We start from the raw sequence: 19,657 nt of genomic DNA, 5'->3' as shown, positions 1-19,657 counted from the left end.
TTGATTCCGCTACCAGAGTAAAACTCAGATAGCGGCTGGGTTCTGTAATTAATTCCCCGACCTTATGCAAAGCCGGAGAACCGAGGTAGCGATAGAATTAGCCTAGGTAAGATTCAAGCTCTTCGCTGCCACCAATGTGCTTACCACCAATGAAGACCTGAGGTACTGTTGTACGGCCTGAAATAGCACGTAAGCTTACTGTTGTTGCGTCTTTACCCAGAATCACTTCCTCATACTGAAGACCGTGGTCGATAAGATTTTGTTTCGCTTTAGCACAGAAAGGACAGCCTGGCTTGGTGAATACAGTGATCGATTCCTGCGTTTTGTAGTTAGGTGCGATGTAATTCAACATAGTATCAGCATCAGACACTTTGAACGGGTCGCCTGGCTCGTTTGGCTCAATGAACATTTTCTCTACTACGCCGTCTTTCACCAGCATGCTGTAGCGCCATGAGCGTTTGCCAAAACCAAGGTCGTTCTTGTCAACCAGTAGCCCCATACCATCAGTGAATTCACCGTTACCATCGGGTAGGAAAGTGATGTTGTCTGCTTCCTGGTCATTTTTCCAAGCGTTCATCACAAAGGTATCGTTGACAGAGACACAGATAATTTCGTCAACGCCGTGGTCTTGAAAGACTGGGAACAACTCATTGTAGCGAGGCAGGTGACTTGATGAACATGTTGGTGTGAACGCACCTGGCAAACTGAACAGGATTACTGTCTTACCTTTAAAAAGCTCATCGCTAGTTATATTGACCCAGGCATCACCTTGACGAGTTGGAAATGTTACTTGTGGGACGTTTTTACCTTCTTTTGATGCAAACATAATCGTACCTTTTGGTTAATGTGTTGTATTTCGTTATAGCACTTTGTATAAGCTGCCTTGTTTGTATGGACTTATTATTAAAAATTTTTTTTGATAGCTCTAATCGTTTAATGCTATGGTTTTAATAGTTTTTCTCTATCACTTTGAGACAGGTAAGTTACCAAGATGAATATCCGAGATTTTGAGTATCTGGTTGCTCTTGCTGAGCATAATCATTTCCGTAAGGCGGCTGAAGCTTGCTTTGTCAGCCAGCCAACTTTAAGTGGTCAGATTCGTAAACTGGAAGATGAATTGGGTACTGCTTTGCTTGAACGTAGCAGTCGCCGAGTACTGTTTACTGATGCAGGCATGCAGCTGGTGGGTCAGGCCAAACGTATTCTATCTGAGGTGAAAACCTTCCGTGATATGGCCAGTGGTCAAGGTGAAGCCATGACCGGGCCAATGCACATAGGCTTTATTCCAACAGTTGGCCCTTATCTATTGCCGAAAATCGTACCGACGTTGAAGGAACAATTCCCTGATCTAGAACTGTTCTTACATGAAGCACAGACTAACCAGTTGGTGCGTCAGTTGGAAGATGGCAAGCTCGATTGTCTGGTTTTAGCATCGGTGGCCGAAACGGCACCATTCAAAGAAATTGCAGTATATGAAGAGCCATTGAGCGTGGCAGTACCTTGCGATCACGAATGGTCTGGTCTTGAAGAGATCGACATGCTAGAGCTGAATGGTAAAACCGTTCTCGCACTGGGTGATGGGCACTGCCTACGCGATCAGGCGCTGGGTTTTTGTTTCGCTGCTGGAGCGAAAGATGATGAGCGCTTTAAAGCGACCAGCTTAGAGACGTTGCGTAACATGGTAGCAGCCGGCGCTGGGATCACTCTATTGCCTGAATTGTCTTTACCTAAAGAAAAACAGAAAGACGGCGTTTGTTATGTCAAAGCGACCAATCCAGTTCCCTCACGCAGTATCGTGTTAGCCTATCGTCCGGGTTCACCGCTTCGTTCACGCTTTGAGCAACTGGCGTCAACCATAAAGCATCAGCTAACAAATCAATAATAAGTAAAGATAAAAAAGGCGGATGTTATGACATCCGCCTTTGCTTTGTCTGTGTTGCGCTAGAACAGCTCTTCGCTTTCTGCTGAAGTGTAGATACTGTCAGTAATTTCATCCGTGACGAATTCTGTCGGTTCTGTGCCTTCAAGAAAATATTCAAACATCGAACTGGAGTCGAATTTGTTGGTCAGTAGGCCAGAATTTCGATCAATGCGAACACGGACAATATTCGACGGTATCTCTTTCTCCTTAGCTGGAACACCAGTCAAAGCTGTATGCATAAAATCTACCCATGCTGGTTGCGCGGTTTTTGCGCCTGCTTCAGCACCAGAGATTTGTTCCTTGCCTAGATTGCTGTTTGGTTTGGTCCGGCCAAGCTTGCGGGTATGGTCATCAAAACCGACCCAAGCTACGGCGACCATGCCTGGACCGTAGCCGTTGTACCACGCATCTTTTGAGTCATTGGTGGTGCCCGTTTTTCCGCCGACATCACGACGTTTCAACGCTTGCGCGCGCCAGCCTGTTCCATTCCAACCAGTACCTTCACGCCAGTTACCGCCACCCCAAATATTGCTATACATCATTTCACGTACCAAGAAAGCCGTTTGCTCTGAGAGTACTTGCGGTGCGTATTTTGGTTGTTGCTGGGGATCAACATCCTGCTCTTGGAATTCGTTTGCTACTGTCTGTTCTGGTTCACAATTTTGGCGGCAGATCGTTTTTGGGGTTGCCTTAAACTCAATGTTGCCAAATGGGCCTTCCACTTTATTGATGTAATAAGGCTCGACGTAATAACCACCATTAGCAAAAACAGAATAACCTTGGGCCATCTTCATCGGGGTCAGGCTGCCCGCGCCCAGTGCGATGGTCTCTGAACGTGGCACCTGATCAATATCAAAGCCAAATCGAGTCAGATACTGGCGTGTTTGATCTAGGCCAACTTCACGCAACACGCGCACTGCCATCACGTTTTTAGATTGCGCTAAGCCAATTCTTAAGCGAGTTGGGCCGATATAAGTCGGAGGCGAGTTCTTAGGACGCCATGCGGTACCTTGGCTTTTATCCCACTGGTTGATTGGTGCATCATTCACCAATGTCGCTAGGGTCAGACCCTTATCGATAGCTGCCGAGTAAATAAACGGTTTGATACTAGAACCAACCTGGCGCACGGATTGAGTAGCGCGGTTGAACTTGTTGTGGACGAAGTTGAAACCACCCACTAGAGACAAGACTGCGCCATTTTCTGGATCCATGGCAACAAACGCTGTATTGGCATTCGGCACCTGACTTAAGTGCCAAGTGGTTTGTGTTTCGCCATCTTCAAGAGGAGTCTCTATCTGACGGACCCATATTTGTTCACCTTCTTCCAGAACATCCGTGGCAGCTTTTGGTGCTGGGCCTTGGCGGTCATCGGTGAGGAATTTACGTGCCCACTTGATGCCATCCCACTCGAGTGTTTTGACGCCTTGGTTTTTCACCCATACCGTCGCCTCTAGAGAGGTGACCTTGGTAACGACAGCAGGAAACAACGACCCATAGGTTGGAACATTGTCCAGTGTGTCATCAATTTTCTGTTCATCAAATGCTGGTTGTCCGCTTTGCCAAAGGACTTTTTCAGCGCCACGGTAGCCATGACGTTCGTCATAAGATAGCAAGTTATTAATTGCAGCTTCGTTTGCTGCGGCTTGCAGTTTTGAATCTACGGTCGTGTAGATATTCATACCTGATGTATAAGCTTCTTCGCCATAACGTGACACCATCCAAGCACGAGCCAGCTCTGCAACATAGGGCGCACTGAGTTCGATTTCTGCCCCATGATAGCGTGAGATAATCTCTTCTGTACGAGCCTGATCGTATTCATCTTGCGTGATGTAGTTTTCATCCAGCATGCGTTTTAACACTACGTTGCGTCGGTGAGTTGCACGATCAATTGAGTAGATAGGGTTCATGGTAGAGGGCGCTTTTGGCATGCCCGCAAGGGTGGCGATCTCACTCAGTGTCAGATCTTTCAGATCCTTACCAAAGTACGTCTGAGCGGCAGCACCAAATCCATAAGAGCGATACCCTAAGAAGATCTTGTTGACGTACAGCGCCATGATCTCTTCTTTGCTTAGCAATTGTTCAATGTGAATGGCAATAAATATCTCTTTGATCTTACGCATAATTTTCTTCTCATTTGATAAGAAGAAATTACGTGCAAGCTGCTGGGTTATGGTGCTCGCGCCTTGTTTTGCTGAACCCGACAGTGCCACTACAACTGCTGCTCGGGTAATACCAATAGGGTCTATACCCGGGTGATCGTAGAAACGACTATCCTCTGTCGCGATCAAAGCTTCAATTAGATGTTGAGGAATCTCATCGTAATTGACAGGAATGCGACGTTTTTCTCCAAACTGGGAAATCAGTTTGCCGTCTTGACTGAATATCTGCATAGGTGTCTGCAGTTTGACATCTTTTAAAGTTGCGACATCGGGCAACTCTGGTTTTACGTAGAGGTAGAAACCAAAAATGGTTCCGACCCCAAGTGCCGTGCAAACCAATACGAAAATAAACAATCGCTTTATGAACTTCACCGGATAATCCCTGATTAATTAAGCTTACCGTTATGCAAATCTAAGTATTTTAAGCTAAAAAGTAGCTCAAATCTGTTTATGTTTTCACTAGATCAACGATCTAAGCCGAGGCGCTACGCAAATTTACGGAGCTGAGCTATATGGTCAAATCATTAATTACAGGCATAGATATTAGCCACCAGAGTATCAGAGCGGTGGTCTTAAAGCCTAGAAAAGACACTTTCACACTTGTTAGTTATCACCAAATGCCAGTGGAAGTGGATATTTTCACTGATAACCACAGGCTAAATTATCAGAAAATTGTAAAGAAACTCAAAGAACTAAGAAAGGCTTTGCCACTATTTAGTCGTAAAGTGTGCTTAAGTGTTCCCGACAACTCCGTAATAAGTAAGCAAATACAGATAGATAGCGATTTAAGTGATGAGGAATGCCAATATGTGATCGCTCAGATTTTTGCGCGGCAAACTCCGGTCGCAGTGGAGAAGCTTTACATTGATTTTGTTGCTCTTGCTGGTGAGCAGACGCAGGTAAAAGCGAATTATCACGTATATGCGGTCAGAAAAGAATGTGTAGATGCGCGAATAGCCCCTTTTCTCCAGTCTGGTTTTAAACCTATCTTGGTCAACCCATACTCACACAATCTTGCTCAGCTTATGCGGCATATTACTCGAAGCTCTGGTGAGTCCAATTGGATGCTGATGAACTTTAATTTAGATCATGTTGCTGTGTGTGTTGAAACTGAAAAGCAAGGGTTTGTATATAAAGAGCTTCCCCTCAACGGCTCCGAAATCGCGGTTGAAAAATTGTTTGAGCGACTTCTTGTGACGATTAATCTACTTGATCTAGAGCCTGAAGGTGTTTGGTTAAGTGGAGAAAAGGCTTTGTTAGGGCCATTTGCTGCTCTTTTGTCGTCTACACTTGGTCTGACCTGCGTGGCATTAGAGTTGTATGACTTGTTTGACTGCCAGCAGAGAAAAGCGGAGCGTGAATTTGGACCACAATATGCCATAGCGCTAGGTTTAGCGTTGAGTGGTTTAGGCTGTATGGAGAAAGGTCATGCAGCTTGATATCAACTTGATACCTTGGCGCGAACATCAACGCCAACGGAAAGTCCGCTATTTTGTTTTTTCTTGCGGTTTAATTGTGGCGATGACTGTGTTGATGGTTGTTGCTGTTGAATTATATCTGCAGTCACAAATTGGTGTTCAGCAATCGCGTATTGAGCAGCTTAATGCATGGGACGATAAGTTAGATCATAAAGTCAACCAAGTGAACGCTGTTGAGAAAGAAGTGCTGTTGCTACGAGCAGACATCGCTGAGCTGAAAACGCTGCATGACAAGCGTTACTTGCCATTGCAGTTGGTTGTCTTACTTTCAGAGTTGTTACCGGAAACTGTATATCTCGACCAAATTGAGATGGTAGGCAGGCAAGTTAGTCTGACCGGTGTTGCAGCTACCACCGAGCAAGTCGATCTGTTTCTTGCTAACTTGCAAAATTCACCTCTGGTGAGTGAGCTTAGGGTACAGTCTTTGGTGAATGGTGTAGAACGCTTTGCGACTGTTTATCAGTCGTTTTCTGTGACCTTCAAGCTGGTGGAAGGTCACCTTGGTTGATATGCGCGATATTGATTTAGACTCTCTAACTAGTTTACCTAGAGTAAAGCAATGTGGATTGTTTAGCGTTTCTATGCTGATTCTATTGGCGTTCGGCTATGTCACTGTGTGGAGACCGACGTTGTCAAACCTGAGCTTTTTGCTAGCAAAAGAGCAACAACTGCAAATCATGCTAGAGCAAAAACAGCAAAGAGTTTTATTGCTCGCATCGCACCAGACAGAACTTGATCAACTAGCAGAAGTGAGGGTGCAGATACAGGAGCAAATGGTACAGTCTGCCAGTATCACTGAGGTGTTGAGCCTTCTTAATCGAATGGCTCAACAGCATTCGCTGTTGATGGAGCGTATTGTTCAGAGCACTAGCCAATCCACAGGCTCCTTTTTGCAATCATCGCTACAGTTTGAGCTTTTAGGCCAATATCAGCAGATCGCTTCCTTCTTTCACGCAGTGGCGACATTGCCTGACTCTTTATATTTCGATGAGTTGCACTGGCGCCGAGCCGAGGTCGACAATACGACATTGATTTTGACAGGTGAGCTGTACCTCTTGCAGTCTCTGGATGAGGGCGACAGTGCGAACTAAACCATTGGTGTTTCTGCTCATCGCTTTGAGCGGTTGTAAAGCCAATCAGCATCCTCTGGTTTTATCAGAGGCAAGGCAATCATCTGTGGCATCCTCAAAAAAGCTTGGTCCACACCTTTTCTCTATTCAGCAAAACGCCAGCTTATCAATGAGTCGAGACCCTTTTTCGTTACCCGCTATTTCAAAGGCCTTGGTTAGTAACTCTTCACAGTGCGACGAAAGGACTGGCATTGTGGCTGACAACCAGTCAACAGCCCACCCTCAACTTCGTTTAGCAGGAATCATGACGATACGAGGAGAACATGCCGCACTGATTGAACTACCAAACGGTTCACTAATCACCAAGACGAGAGGTCAGTCTGTTGCCAATAACAGATTGATTACGGACATTAGTACAGATGCGTTGGAACTTCGTGAGTCTGTGCTGGATGGCGTTGGATGTGTTGTTTACAGAAACATCAAGCTGGTGATCAATTAGGTGACAACAATGAAGAGATATTGTCTAGTGACTTTCGGTTTCGTCTTGCTCTCTACGTGTGTAGATGCTCGCATTGCCTCGTCAGAGCGTCCTGAAGAACTGCCTCAGTCAGAGACGCTATCTGTTAACTTTCAGGATATTTCTGTTCGCAGGGTCCTGCAGCAAATTGCTGACTACAATGACTTCAATTTAGTGGTTTCTGATGCTGTGACGGGCAACATGACATTGAGGTTGAAGAATGTCCCCTGGTCTCAGTTGCTGGATATTATTCTGCATGTGGAAGGCCTTGAAAAGCATATAAAGGGTAATGTGCTTATTGTGGCACCAGCGGCTGAAATCGCTCAGCTTCAGCTTCAGCAGCAGGAGCAGGATGCAATGCTGTCGGAACTCTTACCTTTGAACTCAGAAATGGTCCCACTGCGTTTTGCCAAAGCAGCAGATATTGCGGCGATACTCGGTAAACAGGAAGAAACCAGCATGCTCTCTGAGCGGGGTTCTATGTCAATTGATTCCAGAACGAATAGCCTCCTGATTCGCGATGTTGTGAGCAATATTCAGGCGATAAAGTCGATCATTGAGGAGTTAGATGTACCGGTGAAACAAGTGCAAATTGAAGCTCGAATTGTCAGCTTCAATGAAGGAGACTTACAGGAGTTAGGAGTGCTTTGGGGAGGTGGGAACCGCTCTGTTGAAGAGGTAAGAGAAGGCAATCTTGCTGGCCTACAGTTGTATGGGGATAGCGGAGTGTCATTGGATGATTTGCTACGCACGAATATTAATAACACTTCGCTATCGACTACGGCTTTTCAAGTGGCAAAACTGGGCAGTGAAACGCTTTTAGATCTTGAATTGTCAGCACTGCAAAGAGAATCGAGAGCTGAGGTTATATCTAGTCCACGCTTGATCACGACCAATAAGCAGCCTGCTTATATTGAGCAGGGAACGGACATCCCTTATTTAGAGGCTTCTTCAAGTGGCGCAACCAGCGTCAGTTTTAAAAAAGCAGTCTTGAGCTTGAAAGTGACGCCACATATCACGGTCGATAATCGCCTAATCTTAGATCTGAATGTTACACAAGATAGGCCAGGAGAAGTGGTGAAAACAGGTACGGGAGAAGCCGTAGCGATAGATAGACAACGGATAGGAACTCAAGTATTGGTCAATAACGGTGAAACGATTGTTCTCGGGGGAATTTATCAGCACAGCATGACAGATACTGTCGATCAGGTTCCCGTTTTAGGTGATATTCCTGTATTGGGTGCACTTTTTCGACGAAATTATCAGAAAATGCGCAAAAGTGAGTTGCTGATTTTTGTCACGCCAAAAGTGGTGGTTCCTGAATCAATCAACAGATAGATAAAAATAAATTTGCATTAGTGTCACCTTATCTAGATAATTTCGGGTCTTATCACGAATTATCTGTGAGGAATAGGTGCTACAAGCATATCTGAAATCAGAAAAAACCTGATTTTCTTGTAGCGATGTCATTGAATTAACGTTGTAAATTAATGCTGAACATGGCTGAAAAACGCAATATTTTTCTTGTTGGCCCAATGGGAGCCGGCAAAAGTACAATTGGTAGACACCTGGCTCAACAACTTCATATGGAGTTTGTTGATTCGGATACAGTGATCGAAGAACGCACTGGCGCGGATATCGCGTGGGTATTTGACGTAGAAGGCGAAGAAGGTTTTCGTGTCCGTGAAGAAAAGGTGATCAACGACCTAACAGAAGAGCAAGGTATTGTTCTGGCGACAGGTGGTGGCTCTATCAAGAGTAGAGAAAACCGTAATCGTCTCTCTGCACGCGGTATCGTTGTTTATCTTGAAACCACAATCGAAAAGCAACTAGCACGCACCAATCGTGACAAGAAACGCCCTCTACTTCAGACGGACGATCCTCGTAACGTGCTGGAATCACTGGCAGGTGAACGCAACCCTCTTTACGAAGAAATTGCGGATTACACAGTGCGTACTGACGATCAAAGTGCAAAAGTGGTAGCCAACCAGATCGTAAAAATGCTAGAAGAACGTTAATACGTTAAATTTTAGCAACTGGAGAATACCCATGGAAAGGATTACGGTCAGTTTAGGTGAACGTAGCTATCCAATCTCAATTGGTGCCGGATTATTTAATGATCCGGCCCACCTTTCACTTTTATCAGCAAAACAAAAAGTTGTTGTGATTACTAATGTCACTGTAGCGCCATTGTATGCAGATAAAATCTTATCTCTCCTTGAGCAAGTAGGCTGTGAAGCTTCCCTGCTTGAGCTTCCTGATGGCGAACAGTATAAGTCGCTTGATACTTTCAACACCGTGATGAGTTATCTTCTCGAAGGTAATTTTGCACGCGATGTTGTTGTCATTGCTCTCGGTGGTGGTGTTATTGGCGATTTGGTAGGCTTTTCTGCTGCGTGCTATCAGCGTGGTGTTGATTTTGTCCAAGTCCCAACGACGCTATTGTCTCAAGTGGATTCTTCGGTGGGTGGCAAAACGGCCGTCAACCACATGTTGGGCAAGAATATGATTGGTGCTTTCTATCAGCCTAAATCAGTGATCATTGATACTGATTGCCTAGCGACATTGCCCCAAAGAGAGTTTGCGGCTGGTATGGCTGAAGTCATCAAGTACGGTATTATCTACGATTCGGACTTTTTTGTTTGGCTAGAAGATAACCTTAACAGGCTATACGAGCTTGATGAGCAGGCGCTGACCTATGCTATTGCGCGCTGCTGTCAAATTAAGGCAGAAGTAGTAGCTCAGGATGAAAAAGAGTCAGGTATTCGTGCATTACTGAACCTAGGTCATACATTTGGTCATGCGATTGAGGCTGAGTTAGGCTATGGTAAATGGCTGCATGGCGAAGCGGTTTCTTCCGGTACTGTAATGGCGGCCAAAACGGCTCAACTTCAGGGGCTTATCACCGATCAGCAAGTAGAAAGAATTCTCTCTATACTGAAGAGAGCACAATTGCCTGTGCATACACCAGATACGATGACTTTTGACGACTTCATGAAGCACATGATGCGCGACAAAAAAGTGCTCTCTGGTGAACTGCGTTTAGTCTTACCAACCAGTATTGGTAGTGCAGAAGTAGTAAAGGGTGTGCCTGAGTCGGTCATCAAGCAAGCGATCGATTTTTGTCGCGATATCTAAGTTCTTTTCTTTAGACAGTGGGCTGTCATTAGGATGGTTAAATGAGTTTGACGCATGAATCCCGTGTGTTGGAGTTAGATTCTCAAGTTGAATTGCTTGAGCGTATGCAATTGCTGACTAACTTCGGTTCAAACTTAGTCACTGTTGGTGGAGCATCAGGAGCGGGTAAATCTTGGCTTGCTCAGCGCTACCTAGAAGCCTGGGCACCAGATAAAAACCAATCTCTCCTGATGTGTCATCCAAATCAGGACGCTCAACAACGCCGTACCATGATCCTTACTCAGCTCTTTTCTGAGCCGATGTTCAATCCATCCGATCCATTAACGGAGAGTTTCGCTCGACAAATGCAAGGTGAGGGCTGTGATGTTGTCATTGTTATCGATGATGCGCACCTGTTGCAGGAGTCTTTCGTATCTGAATTATGGATGTTGGTTTTGGAGGCACAGGAAAACCCAGCATGGACAATCAATGTAGTGTTGTTTGCACAGTCGAATAGCCTCGACGTGTTACTGACTCGACTCAGTTATGGGCAGGAACATAAGCCAATTGATCTAGAGATAGACACATTAAGCCAAGATGAAGCCGATCGATTCTTTGAGCATCTAGTGATTCGTTTTGTCGAAGATGAAAAAGAAAAACGCGTACGTAACGCATATCGAACTGTTGCCCGTCGACCGGGCGAGATTATGGCCTTAGGGGATCACAAAGTGGAAAAGAGGATTATTATCCGCTCAATCATTGGTTCACCAATCAACGTTGCTTTGCTAGTGGTGACACTGCTTGTATTTATTGGCGGTGGTTACTGGTGGATGATGAGTCAACCTTCACCGGATGAGCAAGCGCAGAAAATGGTCGACGCAATTGAGCAGACCGTAATTCCCACTTTACCTGAAGATTCCACAGCGGAAAGTACGTTGGCTGATGTTCAAACGGAAGGCGATGTTGTGCTTTCTCCAGCAGAAGATGATTCTGAATCTCTACCACCAGCTGTGACAGAACAAACATCGAGCGTGGGCAACTCGGAAAGCGATCATCAACGTGTTGTTATCACTTCTGAAGTGGTGGATGCCTTACTGGATGGCAAACCAGAGAAAGCGGATACTACAGCCATCAAGCAAGTGGTCGAATCGCCTAGTGCTGAGCGAGAAAAAACAGCGACTCAGAGCTTAGTTTCAATAGATTCGGTTGATCAAACCGAAAGTCCTGCTCAGCCAGAAAAAACCATCGTGCAGTTTTCTTTCACTCGAGACGAGCTAAAACGTTTTTCTCCGCGTAGCTATACTCTGCAGCTTGCAGCGGTTCGGTCATTGGAAGACGTGCAAGTTTTCCTGGATAAACACCGCTTGGCTGACAATGTGTATATCTATCCCACTGTGCGCAATGATGTCGAGTGGTTCATCATCACTTACCAAAACTATCCAACCATCCAGGTTGCTAGGGATGCAGTAGAAGCGTTGCCTGATGACCTGCAACAGTTGGATCCTTGGGCCAAATCACTTAGTCAGGTTCATCGAGAAATCGATCGAGTGAAATAACGCTGAGCTTAGCGGGAAAATATGTTACATTCCGCAGCCTTAATTTGTGGTTGATAGATAGAGCACTAGATGAAGAAGCAGCGTGCCTTCCTTAAATGGGCAGGTGGAAAATACGGACTTGTCGAAGATATCCAGCGATACTTGCCCGAAGGCCGTAAGCTGGTTGAACCGTTCGTTGGTGCTGGCTCCGTATTTCTCAATACTGACTACGAGCAGTATCTTCTCGCTGATATTAATCCTGATCTGATTAATCTCTATAACTTACTCAAAGAAAAGCCAGACGAATATATTTCTGAGGCCAAACGATGGTTCGTACCAGAGAACAATCGCAAAGAGGCTTACTTGTCTATTCGAGCCGAGTTTAATGGCACCGATGATGTGATGTATCGTTCGTTGGCATTTCTTTACATGAATCGTTTTGGGTTTAATGGTCTTTGTCGTTATAACAAAAAGGGTGGTTTCAACGTGCCTTTCGGTTCATACAAAAAGCCATATTTTCCTCAGGCTGAGCTAGAGTGCTTCGCTCAGAAAGCCAAGAAAGCGACGTTTGTATGCGAGAGTTATACTGATACTTTCAAGCGTGCTCGTAAAGGGAGTGTCGTTTATTGTGACCCGCCATATGCGCCGCTCTCGAATACCGCCAACTTTACCTCATACGCAGGTAATGGCTTTACTTTGGATGATCAAGCTGCCTTAGCCGATGTTGCCGAAAAGGCGGCTAAAGAGCGCAATATCCCTGTGTTGATATCCAACCATGATACGACGTTGACACGCCGTCTATACCATGGAGCTGAGCTCAATGTGGTCAAGGTTAAGCGTACAATCAGTCGCAATGGTGCTGGTCGTAACAAAGTAGACGAACTGTTGGCATTGTTTAAGCATCAAGACCATTGTTAACGACATTTCTCTTTTCTCAACTATCTTCTGGCGTTTAGCTTAGGTAGAATTGCGCTCAACGTATATTCAGTCGTTTTGCCCAATTTATTCTAGAGGTCAGGTATGAAAGATTTCCTTATCGCGCCATCGATTTTGTCTGCAGATATGGCTCGTCTAGGCGAAGACGTGGAAAAAGTACTCGCAGCCGGAGCCGATGTGGTTCATTTTGACGTAATGGATAACCACTACGTACCTAACCTGACTTTCGGTGCGCCTATTTGCCAGGCGTTGCGCGATTACGGTATTACTGCACCAATTGATGTTCACCTGATGGTGAAACCAGTCGATCGTATCATTCCAGACTTCGCCAAAGCGGGCGCATCGATGATCACTTTCCATATTGAAGCGTCTGAGCACGTAGACCGTACACTGCAATTGATCAAAGAGCATGGGTGTAAAGCCGGTGTAGTGTTAAACCCCGCGACACCGCTATCTCATCTGGAATTCATCATGGATAAGATTGATATGATCCTACTGATGTCAGTGAACCCTGGTTTTGGTGGACAGTCTTTCATTCCTAAAACGTTAGATAAGTTGCGTGCCGTGCGTAAAATGATTGATGAGTCGGGGCGCGATATTCGTCTGGAAATTGATGGCGGTGTTAAGGTCGAAAACATCAAAGAGATAGCTGAAGCCGGTGCCGATATGTTTGTGGCTGGTTCCGCGATCTTCAACCAAGCTGACTACAAAGAAGTCATCGACCAAATGCGTGCTGAATTAGCAAAGGCAGAGTAATTTAATGAGCAATATTAAACTTATCGCGTTTGACTTGGATGGGACGTTATTGGATAGCGTGCCTGATCTAGCAGTGGCTGCCGACCAAGCTGTACAAGCACTCGGTTACCCGGCAGTAACAGAAGAGCAGGTGCGGGATTACGTCGGTAACGGCGCTGATGTACTTATTGGGCGTTCGCTGAGTCGCAGCCTAACAGTATCGCCCGACTTGGATCCAGAACTGCATGCCAAAGCTCGTGTTCTATTTGATGACTATTACGAGCAAAGCGGACACAAGCTCAGCCACCTTTATCCTGCGGTTAAAGAAACCTTGGCAGAGCTGCACAAATTGGGCTTTATCATGGCGCTGGTTACCAACAAACCTTCTAAGTTTGTGCCTGATGTTTTAGTTAAACACGGCATTGATAAGTATTTTGTTGACGTGATTGGTGGTGATACTTTCCTAGAAAAAAAACCCAACCCAATAGCATTGAATTGGCTGCTTGATAAGCATGGTTGTCAGCCACAAGAGATGCTGATGGTAGGTGATTCTAGCAACGACATCAAAGCGGCAAAAAATGCGGGCTGCCAATCGTTTGGTCTGACTTACGGTTACAATCATGGTGAACCAATTTCTCAGTCACAACCAGATTTTGTTGCAGACACCATCGCAGATCTAGTCGATGTGGTCGCGGTTTCCGCATAGTCATAACAAAAGATCTTCCAAAATACTTGTTAATGAGTACACTGAGTAAACCGTGTGGCCAGAACCCACACGGTTTTTTCATTTTTAGATAAGAAGTCAGAGGAACTATTCCCATGAGCAAACCCATTGTATTGAGTGGTGTTCAACCATCAGGTGAACTAAGTATCGGTAACTACTTGGGTGCTCTACGTCAATGGCAACAGATGCAAGACGATTACGATTGCCAATATTGTGTTGTAGACCTTCACGCGATCACGGTTCGGCAAGATCCGAAAGCGCTGCATGAAGCGACTCTAGACGCATTAGCAATCTGTTTGGCAGTTGGCGTTGATCCACAAAAGAGCACGCTATTTGTTCAGTCACACGTACCAGAGCATGCTCAACTTGGTTGGCTTCTTAACTGTTACACCCAAATGGGCGAGCTGAGCCGTATGACTCAGTTTAAAGATAAATCTGCTCGTTATTCGAAAGACAGCTCAAGCCAGTTTGGTGACGTGAACGTTGGCTTGTTCGACTACCCAGTGCTAATGGCAGCAGACATCCTGCTATACGGCGCACACCAAGTACCAGTGGGTAGTGACCAGAAACAGCACCTTGAGCTAGCTCGTGATATCGCTAATCGATTCAACAATATTTACTCGCCAGAACAGCCAATCTTCCAAGTACCAGAACCGTACATTCCGACTGTGAATGCACGTGTTATGAGTCTTCAGGACGCGACGAAGAAGATGTCAAAATCAGACGATAACCGTAAGAATGTCATTACCCTGCTTGAAGAGCCGAAATCGATCATCAAGAAGATAAACAAAGCTCAGACAGATGCAGAAACGCCACCACGCATTGCCCATGATTGGGACAACAAAGCGGGCATCTCTAATCTAATGGGTCTTTACTCGGCTGCAACAGGTAAGAGCTTTGAAGAGATCGAAGCGCAATACAAAGGCGTAGAGATGTACGGTCCATTTAAGAAAGAAGTTGGCGAAGCTGTTGTGGCTATGCTGGAGCCTATCCAAGCTGAATACCATCGTATCCGTGAGGATCGCACTTATATGGACAGTGTGATGAAGCAAGGGGCCGAGAAAGCGTCTGCTCGCGCCGCAGAAACACTGAAAAAAGCGTATCAAGCTGTCGGTTTTGTTACTCGCCCGTAGGGGTAGGGCAGAGAACGGACTTCGTCTTATGGAACGCTGCGCTACTAGAAAACTAGATAGCTAGAGTTGTAAAAGCCGATGCAAGAGCATCGGCTTTTTTGATCGATTTGAAATGCTTTGCTTTGGATGACGGAACGGACTGCGCCCTATGGAACACCTTGCTTAGGGAAAGCGATATTGAGCGTTAGAAAAACAAACCAGTGACTCATTCGGGTTGTTGAAAAACGCTAAGTTAGTTATCCAGTTATCCGTAGGACGAAGTCCGTTCCCATATCCCGTTTCCCGCATCCCATATCCCTAACGAAGCGTTTGCTTTGGCTACTGTGCACCTTCAAATCCCATCTGGCGCCAAGCTTCAAAAGCAATAATAGCGACTGCGTTAGATAAGTTCAGGCTGCGAGCGTCCGGCATCATAGGAATGCGGATCCGCTGCGCCATCGGCATGCTTTCAATCAATTCAGCGGGCAGCCCCCGAGTTTCAGGGCCAAACAGCAGTACGTCACCTTTCTGGAAATTGGCATCAACGTGGTGCCCCGTGGTTTTTGTTGTGCAAGCGAAGATACGATAGTTATCGCGCTCTCTTTCTAGATACTCGACAAACGCCTGATAATTCTTATGACGAGTGACACGTGCAAGGTCGTGATAGTCCAAGCCAGCGCGGCGTACTTTTTTCTCTTCTAGATCAAATCCTAGTGGCTCGATGAGATGCAAATTGGCACCGCAATTGGCACATAGGCGAATGATGTTACCTGTATTTGGGGCAATTTCAGGCTCATAGAGGGCGATATCGAACATAGCGTTAACTTCTTATCATTTGCTTGGAAGCTAAGCAGTATAAGGCGGCTTTCAAATGCCGCCAAGTATGAAGTAGTGCGTTTTTTTAAGCGTTTTGAGCTAACGCAATGGCATAGTTTTCACTGACAACATCCCAGTTCACTACATTCCACCAAGCGTCAATGTATTCAGGTCGACGATTTTGATAGCTAATATAGTAAGCGTGTTCCCATACATCCAGCGCCAAAATAGGCTCACCTTGAACGCTCGCAACATCCATTAAAGGGTTGTCCTGATTGCTGGTGGATGCAATGTGTAGCTTGCCGTCTTTCACAACTAGCCAGGCAAAACCAGAACCAAATGTATTGATTGCTGCCTCAGAGAACAGAGATTTAAACTGTTCGAAGTTTCCGAAGGTGGCGTTGATTTGTTTAGCTAACTCACCAGTCGGCTCGCCACCGGCATCAGGGGACATACAATTCCAGTAAAGGATATGGTTGTAGTAACCACCGCCATTGTTACGGACGGCGGGAGAATATTTGGAGATGTTGGCAAAGATATCTTTCAGTGAGGCATTTTCCAGTTCAGTCCCTTTGACCGCTGTTACAAACTTATCAAAGTAAGTGCGGTGATGCTTACTGTAATGGACTTCCATGGTTTTGGCATCAATATAAGGTTCTAGTGAGTCGTAAGCGTAAGGCAACTCTGGGAAAGTATGAGACATAGTAAATCCTCCGTAATTGAAGGATTTACTTTAAATGATAATAAGATCCATTATCAACTGTATTTTTATAAGGTTATTGCTCTGGTGTCAGCGGCAGGATCACCTCTACACGAAGCCCACCAAGCTGGCTGCGTAAAGCACGAATAGTTCCGCTGTGCTGGCGGATTGCGTTTTCGGTAATGGCTAACCCTAATCCCGTGCCTCCACTGTGACGATCTCGTGCGGTTGAAACGCGGTAAAAAGGTCGGAAAATCGCTTCGAGTTCATGTTCAGGCACACCTTCTCCATTGTCATCGACGGCAATAGTGAGTTGATCTGTCTGGACGTTGAGCGACACTTGAATAACATCTTTGCCATAGTAAATAGCATTGCGAACAATATTGTCTACAGCACTCATGAGCAATTTGGGGTTCCCTGAAATTGTGCGCTCAGGAATATCATCATAGCGGAATGATTTATTCATCTGTTCTGCTTCAAATTGGGCATCAGAAAGAATGGCCTCCCATAAGCTGATAATAGGTTGCTGCTCGCGTTCGACATGGCTATCGACCTGCATGCGTGACAGCTCTAACAATTCCCCAATCATCTGTTCCAGTCTTTGTGCTTCAGTGTCAATCCGAGTGAGCTCAGGGCTTTCTCCTTGTTTTCGAGCAGCAAGAGCGGTGGCCATTCGTAAGCGTGTTAATGGCGAGCGAAGCTCGTGTGAAATATCAGACAGTAAGCGTTGCTGACCTGAAATCATCTGGTTTACTGCCTCAACCATCTGGTTAAAACTTTTACCCGCTTGGCGAAATTCGGAGGTGCCTTTCTCCAGCTGTGGATCAACACTGAATTCTCCATTTGCTACGCGTTTAGCGGCGAGTTCTAGCTTTCTTGCTGGCTGGCTCAGCGCCCATGCAAGCCACAATAACAAAGGTGTACTGACCAGCATCACGGCAAGCAGTAACTGGAAAGGTTTATCAAACAGTCGAATCAGGAAAGGAGAGGGTTGATTCCATTTGACGCCTATGTACATCAACAGATCCTTCTGAGCCAGTGTGATTGGTAATGGCCCTGCAACCATGTAGTGTCCATAGAGTTTCTGTTTTGGATACTCAGGATCTTCGATACTGGTAATAAAATTTTGCACCGCTTTGAGCTTGAAGTCTTTACGATCGCGAGTGGTCAGAATATTGCCTTCTAGATCCGTTAAGACAAAGTGTGGGCGAGGATCTCTTGGAGGACGCTTACGCCCTTCTAAATAGAATATAATCCGGCGTAGATCTGTTTCGCCAGCAAAGCGCTGCTCGATCTTTGTCTTGGTTGCTAACAGCTTTTTGTAATGTTCTGCGGGTATATCTCTTGATTTTCTTGGGTCTAGATGAGGTAGAGACAACACAGCGATCAGAACGAGAAACATGGTAAACCAAAAAATGGCGAAGATACGTCCGTAAAGGCTAGTGATCTTAGGTAGACGCATTAATCTTCCTCAACTAACAAATAACCTCGTCCGCGCAAGGTTTTGATTCGTGATTTACCATCTTGACGGTCCGGTAGTTTTTTCCTCAGATTTGAAACATGCATATCTATGGCGCGGTCAAAAGCGGCTAGGCGTTTACCCAGAACATCTAAACTCAGAGTTTCTTTGGTCAAGGTTTCTCCTGGATGCTGAACGAAGTGACTAAGCAGCGCAAACTCCGTAGTGGTTAGCTCTAAGTATTGTTCCTGACAATACGCTTCCTGCTTACCGGGATAAATTTTGATGTCCTGATAATGAACACAGTCGCTATTTTTAGCCACGCTTTTTGTTTGCGTACGACGCAATATTGCGCGGATGCGGGCCAGCAGTTCACGATCGCTGAAAGGTTTTGGCAAGTAATCGTCAGCTCCGAGCTCTAATCCAATCACTCTATCTATTTCTTCACCTTTTGCTGTCAACATCAATACTGGAGTCTGCCAGTTTTCTCGTAGGCGTTTGAGGGTTTCCATACCGTTGAGTTTAGGCATCATGACATCCAGCAGAACTAAATCTATATCGTCACAAATCGCCGCAAGTCCTGCTTCTCCGTCATTGGCTTCAGATACATTGTAACCTTCGAACGTCAGTACTTCTTTAAGTAAACCAGTCAGTTCGGTGTCGTCGTCAATCAATAGGATATTTGTCATGGAATATATCTCTCAATCTTATCGGTTAATCTAATATTACTGATTATTCCTTGAGAGCTTTAGTCTAAATTTTGCTCTTTACGATTATTTACGCTCTCTAGACGTCACTTTACGTTGCAGTTCGTATTCTACACTCAAGCGCTGTATAGACAGCTTGATTCCATTCCTCTGGATATGAAAGGTACGATTATGAAAACTGCAAAGAAACTGTTATTGGCGGCGATGATTCTTCCTCTGACTCTGGGTACAGCGAGTGCTTTCGCTGCTAAAGATCATAAAAAAGGTTCTCACGGTGAGTTTGGTTTTGATCGCGGCATCATGCGTCAGCTTGATTTAACAGATGCACAGAAAGAGCAAATAAAAGCGTTGCGTGAAACGTCTAAAACACAGATGAAAGCCGAGTTTAAACAAAACTTCGAAGCTCACCATGCTGAAATGCAAGCCAACAAAGAAAAGTTACAAGCTTTGGTACTCGCAGATACATTTGATCAGGTAGCCGCGAATGAACTGGCTAAGCAAATGGTAGAACAACAGACTGAACGTAAAGTTAAAATGCTGGAAAAACAACATCAGATGCTGAGTATCCTTACTCCAGAACAGAAAACCAAATACGTAGAACTGCAAAAAGAACGGGCGGAAAAGCGGTTCAACAAGATGCAAGAACGCCTAAGTGACAGTGAAGCATAGAG

The 19,657-nt window shown here is 45.4% G+C and carries 20 protein-coding genes; 14 read left to right on the top strand and 6 right to left on the bottom strand.

Annotated features, from left to right (window positions below; genetic code table 11):
* Positions 1-97 precede the first annotated feature (97 nt).
* Entirely contained in the window at positions 98-826 is a 729-nt protein-coding gene (locus TW84_RS22070; protein ID WP_045977762.1) for a redoxin family protein, read from the bottom strand.
* A 165-nt stretch (positions 827-991) separates the two neighbouring features.
* Between TW84_RS22070 and oxyR the strand changes: the two genes are divergently transcribed.
* The gene (oxyR, locus tag TW84_RS22065; RefSeq protein WP_045977761.1) at positions 992-1,882 is read left to right on the top strand and encodes a DNA-binding transcriptional regulator OxyR; all 891 of its coding nucleotides are present in this window, start codon (positions 992-994) and stop codon (positions 1,880-1,882) included.
* A gap of 59 nt (positions 1,883-1,941) precedes the next feature.
* On the opposite strand, the gene TW84_RS22060 is transcribed toward oxyR, so the two are convergent.
* The gene (locus TW84_RS22060; protein WP_045977760.1) at positions 1,942-4,452 is read right to left on the bottom strand and encodes a penicillin-binding protein 1A; all 2,511 of its coding nucleotides are present in this window, start codon (positions 4,450-4,452) and stop codon (positions 1,942-1,944) included.
* A 140-nt stretch (positions 4,453-4,592) separates the two neighbouring features.
* Here TW84_RS22060 and pilM point away from each other — a divergent pair, with 140 nt between their 5' ends.
* From pilM to trpS, 12 genes are all read left to right on the top strand, one after another.
* Complete coding sequence (gene pilM / locus TW84_RS22055) at positions 4,593-5,519, top strand: type IV pilus assembly protein PilM (protein WP_045977759.1); 927 nt, start codon at positions 4,593-4,595, stop codon at positions 5,517-5,519.
* Complete coding sequence (locus TW84_RS22050; protein ID WP_045977758.1) at positions 5,509-6,066, top strand: PilN domain-containing protein; 558 nt, start codon at positions 5,509-5,511, stop codon at positions 6,064-6,066. Before pilM ends, TW84_RS22050 begins: the two co-directional genes overlap by 11 nt.
* Position 6,067: 1 nt before the next feature.
* The gene (locus TW84_RS22045; RefSeq protein WP_240478218.1) at positions 6,068-6,649 is read left to right on the top strand and encodes a type IV pilus inner membrane component PilO; all 582 of its coding nucleotides are present in this window, start codon (positions 6,068-6,070) and stop codon (positions 6,647-6,649) included.
* The gene (locus TW84_RS23810) at positions 6,639-7,127 is read left to right on the top strand and encodes a pilus assembly protein PilP (protein ID WP_052707956.1); all 489 of its coding nucleotides are present in this window, start codon (positions 6,639-6,641) and stop codon (positions 7,125-7,127) included. Before TW84_RS22045 ends, TW84_RS23810 begins: the two co-directional genes overlap by 11 nt.
* A gap of 9 nt (positions 7,128-7,136) precedes the next feature.
* A complete protein-coding gene (locus tag TW84_RS22035; RefSeq protein ID WP_052707955.1) occupies positions 7,137-8,483 on the top strand; it encodes a type IV pilus secretin PilQ in 1,347 nt (448 codons plus the stop codon).
* Between the two features lie 161 nt (positions 8,484-8,644).
* Entirely contained in the window at positions 8,645-9,163 is a 519-nt protein-coding gene (gene aroK / locus TW84_RS22030) for a shikimate kinase AroK (protein ID WP_045977771.1), read from the top strand.
* A gap of 31 nt (positions 9,164-9,194) precedes the next feature.
* Positions 9,195-10,283 (top strand): 3-dehydroquinate synthase, encoded by a 1,089-nt coding sequence (aroB, locus tag TW84_RS22025; RefSeq protein WP_045977756.1) that lies wholly within the window; start codon positions 9,195-9,197, stop codon positions 10,281-10,283.
* Between the two features lie 41 nt (positions 10,284-10,324).
* Positions 10,325-11,818 carry an SPOR domain-containing protein gene (locus TW84_RS22020; RefSeq protein ID WP_045977755.1) on the top strand — a complete coding sequence of 498 codons (1,494 nt, stop codon included), beginning with the start codon at positions 10,325-10,327 and terminating at the stop codon, positions 11,816-11,818.
* A 69-nt stretch (positions 11,819-11,887) separates the two neighbouring features.
* A complete protein-coding gene (locus TW84_RS22015; RefSeq protein WP_045977754.1) occupies positions 11,888-12,715 on the top strand; it encodes a Dam family site-specific DNA-(adenine-N6)-methyltransferase in 828 nt (275 codons plus the stop codon).
* Between the two features lie 102 nt (positions 12,716-12,817).
* Positions 12,818-13,489 (top strand): ribulose-phosphate 3-epimerase, encoded by a 672-nt coding sequence (gene rpe, locus TW84_RS22010; RefSeq protein WP_045977753.1) that lies wholly within the window; start codon positions 12,818-12,820, stop codon positions 13,487-13,489.
* A 4-nt stretch (positions 13,490-13,493) separates the two neighbouring features.
* Positions 13,494-14,174: a phosphoglycolate phosphatase gene (locus tag TW84_RS22005; protein WP_045977752.1), complete on the top strand. Its 681-nt coding sequence runs from the start codon at positions 13,494-13,496 to the stop codon at positions 14,172-14,174.
* Positions 14,175-14,287: 113 nt separating this feature from the next.
* Complete coding sequence (trpS, locus tag TW84_RS22000) at positions 14,288-15,325, top strand: tryptophan--tRNA ligase (RefSeq protein ID WP_045977751.1); 1,038 nt, start codon at positions 14,288-14,290, stop codon at positions 15,323-15,325.
* A 318-nt stretch (positions 15,326-15,643) separates the two neighbouring features.
* On the opposite strand, the gene trmL is transcribed toward trpS, so the two are convergent.
* From trmL to TW84_RS21980, 4 genes are all read right to left on the bottom strand, one after another.
* Positions 15,644-16,120, bottom strand: a complete 477-nt coding sequence (gene trmL, locus TW84_RS21995) for a tRNA (uridine(34)/cytosine(34)/5-carboxymethylaminomethyluridine(34)-2'-O)-methyltransferase TrmL (RefSeq protein WP_045977750.1) — start codon at positions 16,118-16,120, stop codon at positions 15,644-15,646.
* A gap of 85 nt (positions 16,121-16,205) precedes the next feature.
* Positions 16,206-16,823, bottom strand: coding sequence for a superoxide dismutase (locus tag TW84_RS21990; protein ID WP_045977749.1), 618 nt, complete (start codon positions 16,821-16,823; stop codon positions 16,206-16,208).
* A 73-nt stretch (positions 16,824-16,896) separates the two neighbouring features.
* Positions 16,897-18,282 (bottom strand): envelope stress sensor histidine kinase CpxA, encoded by a 1,386-nt coding sequence (gene cpxA / locus TW84_RS21985; RefSeq protein ID WP_045977748.1) that lies wholly within the window; start codon positions 18,280-18,282, stop codon positions 16,897-16,899.
* On the bottom strand, positions 18,282-18,968 hold the full coding sequence (locus TW84_RS21980; RefSeq protein WP_045977747.1) for a response regulator: 687 nt from the start codon (positions 18,966-18,968) through the stop codon (positions 18,282-18,284). The genes cpxA and TW84_RS21980 overlap by 1 nt, the downstream gene beginning before the upstream one ends.
* Before the next feature lie 189 nt (positions 18,969-19,157).
* Here TW84_RS21980 and TW84_RS21975 point away from each other — a divergent pair, with 189 nt between their 5' ends.
* Positions 19,158-19,655 carry a CpxP family protein gene (locus TW84_RS21975; protein ID WP_045977746.1) on the top strand — a complete coding sequence of 166 codons (498 nt, stop codon included), beginning with the start codon at positions 19,158-19,160 and terminating at the stop codon, positions 19,653-19,655.
* Positions 19,656-19,657 lie beyond the last annotated feature (2 nt).

Origin of the sequence: Vibrio neptunius (assembly GCF_000967495.1) — a bacterium.
In the GTDB taxonomy this organism is placed as follows: Bacteria; Pseudomonadota; Gammaproteobacteria; order Enterobacterales; family Vibrionaceae; genus Vibrio; species Vibrio neptunius.
The sequence above is the reverse complement of the archived record's forward strand: the minus strand, read 5'-3'. Positions and strand labels throughout refer to the sequence as shown.